Here is a 16143-nt window from a genome sequence, read left to right as displayed (position 1 = left end):
GGAGTGATTAAGTTACCTTTTCTGAGCGCTAAATATAGTCTAAATTATTTACTGTTCGGGGGATCACTAAACCTTGAATTGACTGACGAGTGCCTCAAGTTCGGTCGTTTTTTGATGCAGGCTCTCGGCGGTCTCTCTGTTTTTTACTGCGATCCCACTTAAGTCGGTCGTTTGACTTGAAATATCAATGATGCGACGACTGATTTCTTTTCCAACGATGCTCTGTTCTTGGGCTGCAGTGGCGATTTGAACATTAAGATCATTCATCAGAGCGACTGACTTTGAAATTTCGGTTAGGGTTAGCGCCGTTGCACTGATACTTTTCTCAGTTTCGTCACTACGTTGAATACTTTGCGACATAACGTTTACAGCAGCACGAGAGCCACTTTGTAACTTGGAAATCATCTCTTGTATTTCCTCGGTACTGCCCTGGGTTTTACTTGCAAGATTTCGAACTTCATCGGCCACTACAGCGAAACCGCGACCATGCTCACCCGCCCGTGCAGCTTCAATTGCGGCGTTTAGCGCGAGCAGATTGGTTTGACCGGCGATACTTTCAATGACCAATAAAACAGCACTTATGTTTTCAACGTCACCTCCAACTTTTGTGACGACGTCTCCTGTCTTGGTCAACTCTATGATTAAGTCTGACATCTCGCTGCTGCTTTGCTCTACGTTGCGCATCGCTTTATTTCCGTCGCTGTCGGCTAATTGGGCTGCCGATGCGGCGTTATCTGCGTTGATTGAAACTTGATGAGCCGTTTCTGACATCTCCGTGGTGGCCGTAGCAACTTGGTCTATTTCATTATGCTGTTTCGCGCTTAACGCCATAATAGATTTTGCTTGTAAGGCGAGGTCTTCACTGCTTTGTCTTACACTTACGCTAATTTTAAGAACGTTGCTGATAATGGTTTGTAGGGTGGCGAGTAATTCATTGAGGTTAGCGGCAAGTTCGCCTAACTCACTATTGTCTTTAATATGTAAGCGACGAGTTAGATCTCCTTCGCCACTTGCGAGCTCTTTTATCGATTGAGTGACTTCATTTAAGGGCGTGAGGATCGACCGAACAAGTAATAACCCGATGATGATAAGTATAACCAGCAATACCCCTGAAACGACCGCCACTGATGTGATTAAGTCGCTACGGGACGCATCAATAAATTGTGAGAATATACTGACCTGATTATCGATTGTATCTATGTATAGACCTGTTCCTATCATCATTTTCCATTTTGGGAAATAAATAGAATAAGACAACTTTGCAGCAGCGTTTTTCTCGCCTAAACGAGGGAAATGATAGGTAACGAATTCATTTCCTTGACCTAATTTATTTGAACGTCCGGCCGCAATGAGATCTCGTATAAGGTAAATACCATTCACATCTTTAAAATCAAAGTAGCTATTGCCGATTCCTGCTTCGTTTGATCCATTAAACAAACGCACTGCTTTATCATCATAGCCAAAAATGTACCCATCTGTACCGAATTGAAGGCGTTGCAATAATGTAATTGCTTCATCTCTATCACCGTCGGTGTCATATATTATTTTTACGCTGTTGTAAGCCAAATCTACGGTGTTTTTTAGCTCCTCTTTTTTGCTTTCAATCAGCATGTTTGCTGCTGATTCTTCCACGGTAGTTATTAGATTGGTTACTTGAGAAACAATAATAAATAATAGTATTGAGACCAGCGTAATTAACGGGACAATTGATATTATAAGCAGACGGTTTTTAATCGATAAATATTTAAACATGTCGCTATACCTAATAAATCAGCACGTAAACTTTGTCTACATAATGCAAAGTGACGGCTTGGCTACAAATCTTTATTAATAGTCTAGCAGGCAAATTCATAATGGACTTAATTGCTATGCAAGATTTAAACTGAAATCCGTCTATTTTATGTAGACAATTGCACCCGACAATTGTTAAAGATTTTCGTGGCTTGTATTATTTTGTTTGTCAAATTGTAATCAATGCGTAAGACCAAGGTCTCATTCCGGTTTGCGTGCTTACGAGTAAAGTGCTCAATATTCTTATTTGTGTTTTAGTTTTGGAGTCATTATGCCGCAAAAAATTTATCCTGTTCCTGCACACGCTAAAGAGCGCACTCATCTCACACCCGATGGTTACGAACGTATGTACGCTCAGTCAGTCGAGCATCCTGAAGCGTTTTGGGCGGAGCAAGCCAAAACACTTGATTGGATCAAAACCCCAACCAAAATTAAAAATACGTCGTTTGATGCTCATCATGTGAGCATCAAGTGGTTTGAAGATGGTGAACTAAATGTGGCATATAACTGTATCGACCGTCATTTAGCGAAAAGAGGTCACGTTACCGCTTTTATCTGGGAAGGAGACGACCCACATTCTCACGATATTATTACCTATCACCGTTTACATGATGAAGTGGGCAAAATTGCCAATGGCCTGCGCAAGCTGGGTGTTGGCAAAGGGGATCGTGTCGCGATATATATGCCGATGATCCCGCAAGCTGTTTATGCCATGTTAGCCTGCGCGCGAATTGGTGCTGTGCACACGGTAATTTTTGGTGGTTTTTCGCCAAATGCAATTGCCGACCGAGTTAATAATTGTCAGGCAAAAGTACTTATTACCGCTGATGAAGGCCTTAGAGCGGGTAAACATATTCCGCTTAAAGTCAATGTTGATACGGCACTTGCTGAACATGATTGCCCGAGTATGGAGCAAGTCGTGGTATTTCAGCATACCGGTAATCACGTCGGTTGGGGCAAAGATGATATTTGGTGGCACGACCTGACTGATGATTGCTCAACAGATTGTGCCCCTGAAGTGATGAATGCAGAAGACCCGTTGTTTATTTTGTATACGTCGGGTTCTACCGGACAGCCAAAAGGCGTAGTACATACCACAGGCGGATACTTATTGTGGGCGTCACTGACGCATAAATACGTTTTTGACTACCACCCCGGTGACGTGTATTGGTGTGCAGCAGATGTAGGATGGGTAACGGGTCATAGCTATATTGTCTATGGACCATTGGCCAATGGTGCCACAAGCGTCATGTTTGAAGGTGTACCGACTTATCCAGATGTACGCCGAATCGGCCAAATTGTTGATAAGCATAGAGTAAGTGTACTGTATACCGCACCAACAGCGATCCGTGCGTTGATGGCTCACGGAGATTTTCCTACTGAAGGTATCAGTGGCGAGTCGTTACGTTTACTCGGTTCAGTGGGTGAACCTATTAACCCCGAAGCTTGGCATTGGTACTACACCACCGTGGGACAGTCTCGCTGCCCTGTTGTTGATACGTGGTGGCAAACAGAAACTGGCGCGGCAATGATAACACCATTGCCGAGTGTGACCCCCATGAAGCCAGGTGCGGCGAGTCATCCGTTTTTTGGCGTACAACCCGCTTTGGTTGATGGGCAGGGAAATGAACTTTCTGGTGTGGCCGAAGGTAATTTGATCATTAAAGACAGTTGGCCAGGGCAAGCGCGAACCGTTTACGGCGATCATGAGCGCTTCGTACAAACCTATTTTACAACGTATCCAGGTACTTACTGTACGGGTGATGGCGCAAAACGGGATGAAGATGATTACTACTGGATAACGGGCCGAGTCGATGATGTGCTTAATGTGTCAGGGCATCGTTTAGGCACCGCTGAAATCGAAAGTGCGTTGGTTTCGCATCATGCTGTCGCAGAAGCCGCCGTTGTTGGATATCCACATGATTTAAAAGGTCAGGGGATTTATGTCTATGTTATGGCCAACGAAGGTGTAGAGGTAACTCCAGAGCTAACCAAAGAGTTATCCAATTGGGTACGCAAAGAGCTTAGCCCAATTGCTACACCTGATTTAATTCAATGGTCTACAGGGCTACCTAAAACGCGCTCTGGTAAAATTATGCGACGCATTTTGCGTAAGATTGCGGCCAATGAGTATGAGCAACTTGGGGACACATCAACGTTAGCTGACCCAAGTGTAGTTGACACCTTAATCGAACAGCGTTTAAATCGGTAGGGTCGAAATTACTAACAGTTGAATATGATAACGCTACTTGTTGCAGATGATCACCCTTTGTACCGCGATGCTTTACGTGGTGCTTTAACTATGTCCTTCAGTGATTTAACGCTTCTGGAGGCAGCCGATTTAATGCAAACGGTAGCGTTGTTAGAGCAACATAACGATATTGACTTATTGCTACTCGATCTACATATGCCAGGTAGCGGTGATTTATTTGGCTTAATCCATATTCGAAAATTGTATCCCGATTTGCCAGTGGCCGTGGTCTCGGGCTTAGAAGATGCAACCATTATCACCAAGGTTATTAACCTTGGTGCACTTGGTTTTGTGCCTAAGACAACTGGTGCTGCAAAAATTGCCCAAGCGGTAACGAGCATGCTTGAAGGTGATATCTGGCTACCAGAAAGTTATGCTGGTGATGGTGTGGAACTCGACAATGAGTTTGCTGAATTGGCTGACAACATTGCTAGTTTAACGCCTGCTCAGTACAAGGTGTTGTGTTATATGCGAGACGGATTACTCAATAAGCAAATCGCTTATAATTTGGATATTGCTACCGCCACCGTTAAAGCGCATGTCACTGCTATTTTTAAAAAATTACATATTAACAACCGTACCCAAGCTGTGCTTATTGCCTCGCAACTTCAGCTTGAGCCGCCTGCAGCAACGCCCTCAGTTTAGCCGGTTTTACAGGCTTCGATAAATACCCACAGTCTTGCTCATGGCACCGTTCTATCAAACTTGCCTCGATATTGGCCGTGACCAAAATTGCTGGAACCAGACCTGGCTTATGTTCTCTAAGCTGCTCGCGCAGCAAGCTTATAAGCTCTAATCCATCCATATCACAGCTAAGTTGAAAATCCATCAAGATAATATCAGGTGTAAAGTGCTTGATAGTAGCTAATGCGGCTTTAGGCGTTTGTTCACAAACTGCGGTGACTTTCCATTTATTGAGTAACGTTTTTAAAGCGTCTAGATTCTGCATTTGGTCATCGACGCACAAGACCTTTAATTCATGAAATCCCACTTTGTTAGCCCTGGCAATGGCTTGCGCTTTAACCGGCTCACAATGTGGTAATTGAATACTGAAACAACTTCCGCGATTAATGCGCGAGCGAACCTGTAAATTGGCGTCTAAAATACTTGATAGGCGCTGCACAACGCCTAAACCTAGACCAACGCCCTGCTGCTGGTTACCACTGATGCGATAGAAATCACCAAATATTTTACTTAACTGCTCTGGCTCTATGCCTGAACCGGTATCAAATACTTCAAATAAGACCTTTTTATCGCGCATTCTAACGGTCAAGAGAACCCCACCAGTATCGGTATACTTAACCGCGTTTGATAAAAAGTTTTGGATAATACGATACAAGTAAGTGCGGTCTGTTTTAACCCAGAGTTCGGCTATTCGAGCACGAAGTTGCAAGCCTTTTTGTTTGGCAATTAGTTCAAACTCTGCCACCAAGGGCTGCAATACTTCGCGTATATTGATTGGATTGAAATCAGGTTGAAGCTCGCCTTGGTCGAGTCGGGCTATATCTAATAACGTTGCGATAAGTGCTTCGCTAGCCTGAATGCTATTTGATAACTTGCCTACGGTTTGACGGGCATCACCGGTTAGTTCTGCTTCTTGTAGCGCGCCGAGGTATAACTTTGCGGCGTTCAAGGGTTGCAATATATCGTGACTAGCAAGTGCTAAAAAACGCGTTTTACTGGCATTGGCTTGCTCGGCCACTTTTCTTGCACTGACTAACTGTGTTTCAGCTTGGGCACGTCTTTGTATCTCAGATCTTAATTCTGCATTGATGGTATGCACTTCTTGGCTGCGTTTCTGAATACGATTTTCTAAATCGATGTTAGCTTCTTTAAGGGCATGCTGTGTTTCAATATGTTCAGTGACATCGTTAAAGCTGGTAACAAAGCCTCCGCCGGTTAATGGCGTACCAATCATCTCTAATGTGCGTCCATCACTGCGTTGGCGTAAGAATCGGTGGCTAGTGCCTTTACGCATATGTTCAAGCCGTTTTTGTACCAAGTACTCAACATCACCAGAGCCGCATTCGCCGCGCTGTGCGTTGTATCTAACTAAATCTTTGATAGGACGGCCTACTCGGATCATATTTGCTGGGTAGCTGAAAAGGGCTAAATAGCTTTTATTCCAAGCGACTAAATTGAGATCGCGGTCAATCACGCTGATGCCTTGCTCAAGACTTTCAAGGGAAGCGACTAAGGCGCTCATATTGAATTGAATTGCTTGGGTCGTGTCATCGAAAAAGTTAACGACTTCTTCAAAATTAAGTTTTTTACCGCTGATGGCACTATCGACTAGCGCTTTCGCGGATGATGCGCCAATAACGCCACCTAGCGCGCGCTCACTAAAGTGCACGAATTCTTCACTGGCTGATTCAGCCGGATTAAGGATCTGACCATTGCGCGTTTGGTAATCGCTAAGTAGTTGTCGACAACGTTTCTCACCTAAAAATGTACTCAGTAAGGTTTGCAAGTCCTCAACTGTGGTGTGAGTAGATGGGCTATTATGGTGCTTAGTCTTCTCATCTGTCTTGGTCACAAACGCTTCTGCTTGAATACGATCAATCAGGCGTACATCGGCTACATACGAAAACAACACATAGGTTAGGGCATTTGCAATTAAACTATAAATGGCAACCGCATTTATCGTGTCGTTAAGCATAAAGCTTTGACCAGAGTCGTTAATCAAAGGCAGCATCAGCCATAGCGCCCATGTACCTATACCCACCATTAAACCGGCATACACGCCTTGTGCATGTCCGCGTTTCCAGTACAAGCCACCAACGATTGCTGGTAACAACTGAATAACTAATGAAAATGCAATTAAACCAATAGAGGCGAGGGAGCGACTATCAGTCATTTGTTGATAATATAAATAGGCCAAGAACAGAATGGCCGCTATGACCAAGCGACGGATCAATAAGATTCGTTTCGTAAAGCTTGGCGGCATAGTGGTACTGCGATGTTCAGCCAACATGTTGGGCAAAATGACATCGTTGGTTAACATGGTGCTAAGGGTCAGGGTGGCGACAATGATCATCGCTGTGGCTGCAGATAGTCCCCCAACAAACACTAACATTTGCAGCAACATGCTGCCGCTATTCATGGCAAGACCTAAAACATACGTGTCCGGCTCTTGCGCTGAATGGCGAAACATTTCATCACCTGCGGCAGAGATAATCGGAATGAGTATCGCAATAAGGAACAGGTAAAGGGGGAATAGCCAGCGTGCTGTTCTTAGGTGGCTTAACTTGAGATTGTCAACAATAGCAACGTGAAATTGCCTAGGTAGGCATACAACCGCAGCCGCTGCCATTAAGGTTTGCGCTACAAACGAGAACGACCAAATATTATCAAGTGCTTCGGGTGTGGTGAATGAGGCAAGTAAAGGAGTGGTGGATTGCGGTGAGTAGGCTAAATATCCAAAACTAGCGACGGCAATTAAGGCACACAGTTTTATCACTGACTCAAAGGATATCGCCACCATTAAACCGCGGCGGTATTCAGTGACGTCGGTATGTTTGGTACCAAAATAGATGGCAAATAAAGCGATAAAGGTGGTCGCTCCTAATACTACCCATTCTGCATGGGTTTGCCCTGAGACCATTAAAAATGCAGAACCAACCGCCTTAAGCTGCAAGGCAATGTAGGGAATTGTCGCCAATAATGCGATCAACGTGACGAGTAGGGCGATGGTTTGACGTTTGCCGTAGCGAGACGAAATGAAATCGGCAATCGTGGTAATGTGTTGGCGCTTACTGACGGCTATAAGTTTACGTAAAAAACGATAACCAAATAAATAGAGCAACATTGGACCAAGGAATATAGGTAAATAATCCCAAGTATCTCGCGATGCCTCACCCACCGAACCAAAGAACGTCCAGGCTGTGCAATATATCGCTAACGCCAAAGAATATATGGCGGGATGTGAACTGATACGTTTAGCCAATGAAGAGCTCCCATCCCCCCATTTAGCAATCCAAAATAGCCCCATTAAATAGATAATGGCTAATACCATCCACCCTAACGCCATAACCCTTCCTAATTAAATTGCAGCCTAAATTATATCCCATATCGTTACGTAGAACGCTTATTTATAAGGACTTTAGCATAATCGGCTTAACTAATTCATCCAGTAAGACCATGGTCTCATTCCGTCTTTTGAAACATAAGACTAAAGTAATTTACATCTTATTAACGTTGGATGAAAAACAAGATGGCATTTAAAAATGAAGAAGATAAAAAAGCTTATTGGCGAGAAAATCTCGCTCTTATGGCAAAACTATTAATCGTTTGGTTTGTCGTGTCCTTTGGCTGCGGTATTTTGCTGGTGGACTTACTCGACCAAATTCAGCTCTTTGGCTTTAAGTTGGGGTTTTGGTTTGCTCAGCAGGGTGCAATTTACGTTTTTGTCGCGTTGATATTTATCTACATGTACAAAATGAATCAACTCGATAAGCGCTACGGCGTCGACGAAGAATAGGAGTAGGTCAATGGATGTTCAAATATTAACTTTTATTATCGTAGGCGCTTCATTTGCCTTGTATATCGCGATCGCTATATGGGCTAGAGCGGGGTCAACTCAAGAGTTTTATGTCGCCGGTGGCGGGGTTCACCCTATTGCAAATGGTATGGCGACCGCTGCGGATTGGATGTCGGCGGCGTCATTTATTTCTATGGCTGGGCTTATCTCATTTATGGGATATGACGGCGCTGTCTACTTACTTGGTTGGACAGGAGGCTATGTGTTACTGGCATTATGCCTTGCACCTTATTTACGTAAGTTTGGTAAATTTACCGTACCGGATTTTATCGGCGATCGATATTATTCACAAACTGCGCGCACCGTAGCGGTAGTCTGCGCCATATTTGTGTGCTTTACCTACGTAGCAGGTCAAATGCGTGGTGTAGGGGTGGTATTTAGTCGCTTCTTGGAGGTCGATATCGTAACGGGTGTTGTTATCGGTATGGCTATTGTGTTTTTCTATACCGTTCTGGGTGGTATGAAAGGTATAACCTATACCCAGGTAGCACAGTACTGTGTATTAATTTTTGCTTACTTAGTGCCAGCCGTGTTTATCTCGATTTTAGCCACCGGTCACGTTTTACCACAAACAGGTTTCGGGGCAACGTTAGCGGATGGTTCGGGGGTTTACCTGCTTGATAAGTTAGATGGATTATCGACCCAGCTCGGATTTAACGAATATACGTCCGGCACGAAGGGTACGTTCGATGTGTTCTGTATTACCGCTGCACTGATGGTTGGTACCGCGGGTTTACCGCACGTAATCGTGCGCTTCTTTACCGTACCTAAAGTGCGTGATGCACGCAAGAGTGCCGGTTGGGCATTGTTATTCATCGCTATTTTGTATACCACTGCACCTTCTATTGCTGCGTTTGCTCGGGTAAATATGATCGAAACCATTAACGGCCCATCTATTAGTGACCAAGCGGGCACCGGCACACCGCATAGTGAAGCGCCAAGCTGGATAACCAGCTGGGAGAAAACGGGCCTTATCTCTTGGGATGATAAAAACCAAGATGGTAATATGTTTTATTCTGGGGACGAACGTAATGAAATGCATGTGGATCGCGACATTATCGTGATGGCCAATCCAGAGATAGCGAATTTGCCAGCTTGGGTTATTGCGTTAGTTGCCGCAGGAGGTATAGCCGCAGCACTTTCAACATCAGCTGGTTTATTACTGGTTATCTCAACTTCTGTCTCACACGATTTATTGAAGCGTAACTTGATGCCCAATATCTCAGATAAGAAGGAGTTATTTTATGCACGATTGGCGGCGGGTGTTGCCATTGTTATAGCAGGATATTTTGGGGTAAATCCGCCAGGGTTTGTCGCACAGGTGGTTGCCTTCGCGTTTGGTTTGGCTGCATCGTCTTTCTTCCCTGCTATTATCTTGGGTATATTCATGAAGCGTATGAATGACAAAGGCGCTATATCAGGCATGCTTGCAGGAATAGGGTTTACAGCGGCTTACATTATTTACTTCAAGTTCGTCAACCCTGCAGCCAACGTGTCAGAAAACTGGTGGTTCGGTGTCTCGCCTGAAGGTATAGGCGCAATCGGTATGTTGGTGAATTTCGCGGTTGCATTGTTAGTGTTCAAAATGACCAAAGAGGCACCACAAGAAATTCAGCAATTGGTTGAAGACATACGTTATCCAAAAGGCGCAGGGGAAGCCACTGCGCATTGAGGCATAATTTTAGTGTAATAAGAGTGAGGTAGAAATATTCACTTACTACAAAAGCGCCCTTCAGTTTGGGCGTTTTTTATTTTCTGCGAATGGTTAAATTAACGGGGCTAGTAAGCGCTGGTAATTTAAACGTTTTTAGCTATTATTGTCTGCGTATCAAACATTTAACAATGCATTAAATGATAGGGATATTGATGGCTGTATTTACTCATGTGCAATTTAATTCGGATGTGACTGTTCAAGCGTTAGCGAACAGCGTTAACGAGGTGATGTCTAGTAATCCCAAGGGACTTATGATTCTGAGTACAGGTGAAGCCGCTAACTGGGGAACAGAATTTGATAATTGGCTTGAGGACTTAAGGATACCGATATTTGGCGCCATAGTACCAGGGCTTATTTTAGACTCGACATTCGAACCAACGGGCATATTAGTCGCTGGAATGGCGAATAGCATTAATGTTTCAGTCATTGAAAATATTTCAACCGAATCACCTCAAAACCCGAATATAGAACTGACCTCTTCGAATGTGAAATCGGTAATTGTTATGGTGGATGCATTATCCCGCCAGGTCGATGCCTACTTACAGCAAATATTGCGCTCGTTACCTGATGATTGTTGTGTTTTTGGTGGCGGTGCTGGCACGTTAGCGTTTGTTCCTCAGCCCTGCCTTTTTAGCTCTGCTGGCATGCATCAAGATGCAATGCTATTAGTCGAAATGTCGACTGAGTGGGATTTAGCGGTGGGTCACGGCTGGGAAATTTTAGCTGGGCCTTATTTGGCCAACAATACTGACGATAACTGTATTTTAGAGCTAAACTTTGAGCCCGCCGTTACACTTTATCAGCGGGTGGTAGAAGAACATACCGCGCTGCGTTTTGATAAGCATGATTTTTTTGATATAGCTAAAACATTTCCCTTTGGGTTGGCTAGATTAGATGACAGCGTTCTTATTCGCGACCCGATTAAAGTTGAAGGGCAAGGACTTATTTGTGCCGGTGATATACCGGATAATACTATGCTTTACATTATGCAGGGGGATGCTGAAAAGCTAATATCTGCGGCATCGGGAGCTGTAAGAAGCACAATTTCGAACCTAGCTACTTCGGGCAGTGTGAGTGACTGCATATTGTTCGACTGCGTTAGTCGGCAATTGTTTTTGCAAGATGAATTTTCCATCGAACTGAATCAAATTCATGCGGAGCTAAGTAAACCCTATCGGACGGTAGGCGCCTTGGTATTGGGTGAGATAGCGCTGGATGAAAATGGTATTTTAAGTTTGCACAATAAAACAGCCGTTACCGCTCTGGCCCGAGCGCAGAGTGAATAGGCATAATGATAAATGACATCTACATATGCGTTTATATTGATTTACCTGTCGGTTTTTGTAGATGAATGAAATGAGCCGTACCTTACAGATTATTTCTATTCAGCATGAACTGGCTATGAGTATCGGTTTGGACTTGGATTTAGACAAAATGCTGCAGCTTTTTCTCGAGAGAGCGAAAAAGCGGTTGAGTTTACGCAGTGCGCTAGTGTTCAAACAAGCCCCCAGAGAAGACAAGGACAGTAATCTACTTTGTTATCCTTATGCCCATAAACCCGATGATGGGAGTGATTGGCTGGTCGAACAAATTTTTCAATTTAGTAAATTAGATATCGCTCATCAATGCCTGCAAAAAAATGACGGTTACTTCTATCTATTTAAGGTGCCGAAATTCGGCGCAATTAGTTTTGAACGTAAATTACACCCAATAGACAATATGGTACTGCATGCTTTGTTGCCTCTTTTTGTAAGATTAGCGGTGAGTTGTCAAGCCTGTCTGGAACATCAAAATCTGGTTGATGAAATCAAAAACCGCAAGGCTATTGAAGAACAACTCAGACGACAAACTTATCAAGATGTTTTGACGGGATTGCCTAACCGTAAAATGTTAAACATTAATTTGCAGAGTTTACTCAGTAATGCTCAACAGAAGGGGCAATACGGGGCGGTGTTTTTTATTGATTTGGATCGCTTTAAGTTAATAAACGATACCTTAGGTCATTCTGTTGGTGATGAGCTACTGATAAACATTACCAGTAAATTAAGAAATTGTATTCGTCGTGACGATACGCTCTCGCGTGTCGGTGGTGATGAATTTATCCTGCTGCTGAATAATATAGGCACTGACGAACAAAGTGCAGTGGCAAAATCAACTAAAGTCGCAGAAAAAATGTTGGGTATTACGCGTGAAAGTGTTGAGCTATCTAACTGTTCTGTTTATACCAGTTTTAGTATCGGTATTGCTTTATTCCCTTCTCCTGAGCTGAGTGCCCATAAAACGATTAGTGAACAGGCTAAGAGCCTTATTAAAAATGCCGATGTGGCTATGTATAAAATTAAGCATACGAGTCGCAATGGATACATGTTTTATCGCCATGAATTACAAGTTATGTCAGCTTTTCGTTCCGAGGTAGAACAACGTTTGCACCTGGCCTTGCGAGAGCAATCCTTCGAATTATATTTTCAACCAATGGTCAACCTAGACGGGAAAATAACAGCTGCTGAAGCACTGCTGCGTTGGCACGATGCAAAGCTAGGTTGGGTAGGCCCTCAGGATTTTATTCCGGTGGCTGAAGAATCAGGGCTTATTGTAGATATAGGCATGTGGGTTTTAAGGCATACATGCGAATTAATCGCGCAGAATTTAACTTGGTTCGAGCATGGGAAGTTACGTTATATCAGCGTCAATATTAGTCCGCGCCAGTTTAGCCAGCCTCATTTTGTCGCCCAGTTGCTAACATTAATAGACGAATTCAATATTCCACATGCATACTTGCGTCTTGAGATAACGGAAGGCGTTGCTATGGAGAATATCACCAGTGCTATTAGTATAATGAAAGCGCTAGCCAAACACGATTTGTACTTTATGTTGGATGATTTTGGTAGCGGTTACTCTTCTTTATCTTACCTTCACCAATTACCCCTTAAATCCGTAAAAATTGACCGGAGCTTTGTCTCTCAAATTCATAAAAATACTGATAACCAAGTGATCGTTGAAGCTATCATTTATATCTCTAAGCACTTTTCTTTGGAGTGTGTCATTGAAGGCTTGGAAACTGCCCAAGAGAGAGCGTATTTTAGCGATAAAAGTGTCGTCGCTATTCAAGGATTTTATTTCTTCAAACCTCAACCTGAAGAAGCGTTTACTAAGCTATTAAACGGGCTTGATTAAATACAGACAAAAGCCAATTTGTACCGAATTTTTAGCTCGTTTGAGGTATGCTTTTACTCTGCGTTGAGCAAGGCTGATTGATAGAGAAATCATATGAACCATATCCCACAACACACGCTAGAATTTTTGCGCGAGTCAGCGCCATTTAATTTACTTAACGAAGAACAAAGGCATGCGCTGGCTCAATCCATTACGGTCGCCTATTTCAGTCAAGATGATGTAGAAAGTCTTTTAAAGCAGCAGCAAGGCAGCTTGTTTCTTATCTATAACGGCCAGTATTCGGTGCAAGATTCAGCAGACGCTGAGCGTCATGTCAGTGACGGGGATTATTTTGGCTGCGATAATTTATGGCAGAAGCAGCCTAATACAATCAAGATCAAGGTAGACAGTCCTGGATTGGTGTATTGCATTCCTAAAAAAAGTTTTACTCAATGTGCGCTAAAACATCCCAGTATTGAGACTTTCTTCCGTAACTATACATCCGAGCAAATTTACAGTGAACAAGTCGATGATTCAAAATCTATGTGGCTTTATAAGCCGATCAAAGAAGTTATTTCAGGTAGTGTCATAGGCGAAGATATTCACAGTAGCATTCTGCAAGGGGTGCAAAAAATGTCGCGAAGCAGCGTTTCATCCCTTGTCATCACTGATAATCAAACTTTGGTAGGTATATTAACTGACCGAGATATACGTAACCGCGTAGTCGCTCAGCAAACGGACGTAAACCTTGCTGTTAGTGAAATTATGACCCGTGATCCGGTTAAGGTAAATGAACAACGTACCTTGTTCGATGCCTTGTGCGTAATGACCGAGCATAATGTTCATCATCTGCCGGTAGTGGACAAAAATACCGGCGCTCCAATTGGCATGCTAACGGCCAGCGATATGATCCGCCATCAGCGCGGGAATGTATTGTTCGTTATTAACGAACTTACCAAAGCATCATCGCTTTATGAACTGTCGCGGCTATCGTGGCAGTTACCCCATTATTTCTCGAAACATGCTAAACGCCTAGGTGATTTTGATATTGCAGGTAAGGTCTTGTCTCAGGCTACGGATATAATGACCCGAAGATTAATTAGTTTTTTTCAACAACAGCATGGTGAAGCCCCACTGGAATATTGTTGGCTGGTGTATGGTTCTCAGGCACGAGAAGATCAAACGATGGGCTCTGATCAAGACAACGGGTTATTACTCTCTCATGAACCAACGCCAGAGCAGGGTAAGTATTTTGCAGATATGGCTGAGTATGTATGTAGAGGGTTAGATAAATGCGGTATCCAGCTATGTACAGGTAATATCATGGCCAGTAATCCTGAATTGCGTTTATCGGTTGATCAAGCGATTAAACAAGCGCAGGTTTGGGTCCGAGAGCCAAGTCCGCAAGCCATTTTGAACTGTAATATATTTCTTGATGTGCGAGGAGTTGCAGGCGATCGCTCCTTACTTAGCCGGTTACATGAAGGGCGTAAAGATTTATTAAAGCAATCGAGGTTTATTGCTGCACTAACTCGCCACGCTAGCGAAGGACACGTGCCACTATCTATGTTTCAAAAATTTGTATACAAAAAAGGACTGGCAAAAAAAGATTGTATCGATTTAAAGCACAGTGGTGTGGCGATAATTAATAATTTGGTACGTATTTATTCTTTAGCGAATGGCTTAACGATGCCATCGATTCCCCACCGACTAGACGGGTTATTATCGCATTCTGGCTTATCTACAAAAGACGTTAAGAATCTGCGGGATATCTGGTTATTACTTAATCGGCTTCGCTGGCGTCATCAAATTGAGAACAAGGTGACCGATAATTACGTTTCGATCAGTGATTTATCATCTATTGAAAAATACCAATTAAAAGAAGCTATGCGAGTCATCCGTCGCACTCAACAAGCCGCTGTCTTCAAGTTTGCCGGTGGGTTGGGTTAGGTAAAGTAAAGGGGAAATTTGATGTGGGAAAAACTGAAACAGTGGCTAGCACCCCGACCGCAAGTGCCTGATGAGTGGCTTACAATGCCATTAGCTGAAATACCTTTTTTGTGTATTGATTTAGAGCTTACATCACTTAACTTAAAGGATACTAAAATATTGTCAATTGGTTGGGTGGAAGGCAAGGGTAAGCAAATATTTATGGAAAGTTGTTTTTACCAAGTGATATCAACAACGGGATCGTTAAATCAAAGTCCTGTAATACATGGATTAACAGCACAAGATATTGCGCAAGGGCAGCCGCTGCGTATTTCGCTTGAAAAACTTAAACAATACGCGAGTAGTCATATTTGGGTATTTCATTGCACCGCTTTAGATATGACCGTTTTGAACGGTGTTTTTAGGAAGCTAAATATCGCCCTACCCACAGTAGTTACAGTGGATACTCTGCGCTTTGGCTTATATCAATTAACGAAAAACTTACGGCCACCTCCCCCTAACGCTGTCGTGCTACCAGTATGTCGAGCGCGCTACAATTTACCCGCAGTCGCTGGGCATAATGCATTGGACGATGCCATGGCGACCATGGAGCTACTTTACGCTCAGTTGCAGAAGTTTTCCCCCAAAACCAGTGATACTCTTAAGAGCTTGTTGATAACAGATGCTGTTGAAGTATTTACGCCACAACCTATTCAAGATCGAAAAAAGACGCCGTAAACCTTATGTAACAAAATAGTTTGCGCA

Annotated in this window: 10 protein-coding genes; 8 read left to right on the top strand and 2 right to left on the bottom strand. The window is 43.4% G+C overall.

All coding sequences use genetic code 11. The features are described from left to right. Window positions 1-66 precede the first annotated feature (66 nt). Entirely contained in the window at window positions 67-1752 is a 1686-nt protein-coding gene (locus GQS54_RS07605) for a methyl-accepting chemotaxis protein (protein ID WP_166423411.1), read from the bottom strand. Between the two features lie 310 nt (window positions 1753-2062). Between GQS54_RS07605 and acs the strand changes: the two genes are divergently transcribed. Beyond that, window positions 2063-4003 (top strand): acetate--CoA ligase, encoded by a 1941-nt coding sequence (acs, locus tag GQS54_RS07600; RefSeq protein ID WP_166423410.1) that lies wholly within the window; start codon window positions 2063-2065, stop codon window positions 4001-4003. 24 nt (window positions 4004-4027) lie between these two features. Beyond that, window positions 4028-4687 (top strand): response regulator transcription factor, encoded by a 660-nt coding sequence (locus GQS54_RS07595; protein WP_166423409.1) that lies wholly within the window; start codon window positions 4028-4030, stop codon window positions 4685-4687. On the opposite strand, the gene GQS54_RS07590 is transcribed toward GQS54_RS07595, so the two are convergent. Further along, on the bottom strand, window positions 4635-8072 hold the full coding sequence (locus GQS54_RS07590; RefSeq protein WP_166423408.1) for a PAS-domain containing protein: 3438 nt from the start codon (window positions 8070-8072) through the stop codon (window positions 4635-4637). The genes GQS54_RS07595 and GQS54_RS07590 overlap by 53 nt on opposite strands. 183 nt (window positions 8073-8255) lie before the next feature. On the opposite strand from GQS54_RS07590, the gene GQS54_RS07585 reads away from it, so the two are divergent. The 6 genes from GQS54_RS07585 to GQS54_RS07560 all read left to right on the top strand — a co-directional run bounded on the left by GQS54_RS07585 (window position 8256) and on the right by GQS54_RS07560 (window position 16116). After that, entirely contained in the window at window positions 8256-8522 is a 267-nt protein-coding gene (locus GQS54_RS07585; protein WP_166423407.1) for a DUF4212 domain-containing protein, read from the top strand. Between the two features lie 10 nt (window positions 8523-8532). After that, complete coding sequence (locus GQS54_RS07580; RefSeq protein WP_166423406.1) at window positions 8533-10254, top strand: sodium:solute symporter family protein; 1722 nt, start codon at window positions 8533-8535, stop codon at window positions 10252-10254. A gap of 194 nt (window positions 10255-10448) precedes the next feature. Then, on the top strand, window positions 10449-11582 hold the full coding sequence (locus tag GQS54_RS07575) for an FIST C-terminal domain-containing protein (protein ID WP_166423405.1): 1134 nt from the start codon (window positions 10449-10451) through the stop codon (window positions 11580-11582). A gap of 70 nt (window positions 11583-11652) precedes the next feature. Next, window positions 11653-13470, top strand: coding sequence for an EAL domain-containing protein (locus GQS54_RS07570; RefSeq protein ID WP_240919858.1), 1818 nt, complete (start codon window positions 11653-11655; stop codon window positions 13468-13470). A 93-nt stretch (window positions 13471-13563) separates the two neighbouring features. Beyond that, on the top strand, window positions 13564-15399 hold the full coding sequence (locus GQS54_RS07565; protein WP_166423403.1) for a DUF294 nucleotidyltransferase-like domain-containing protein: 1836 nt from the start codon (window positions 13564-13566) through the stop codon (window positions 15397-15399). Between the two features lie 21 nt (window positions 15400-15420). Continuing rightward, window positions 15421-16116: an exonuclease domain-containing protein gene (locus GQS54_RS07560; RefSeq protein ID WP_166423402.1), complete on the top strand. Its 696-nt coding sequence runs from the start codon at window positions 15421-15423 to the stop codon at window positions 16114-16116. Window positions 16117-16143: the final 27 nt, after the last annotated feature.

Origin of the sequence: Paraglaciecola sp. 20A4 (genome assembly GCF_011378905.1) — a bacterium.
Taxonomy (GTDB): domain Bacteria; phylum Pseudomonadota; class Gammaproteobacteria; order Enterobacterales; family Alteromonadaceae; genus Paraglaciecola.
This window is presented reverse-complemented; position numbering and strand designations above follow the sequence as displayed.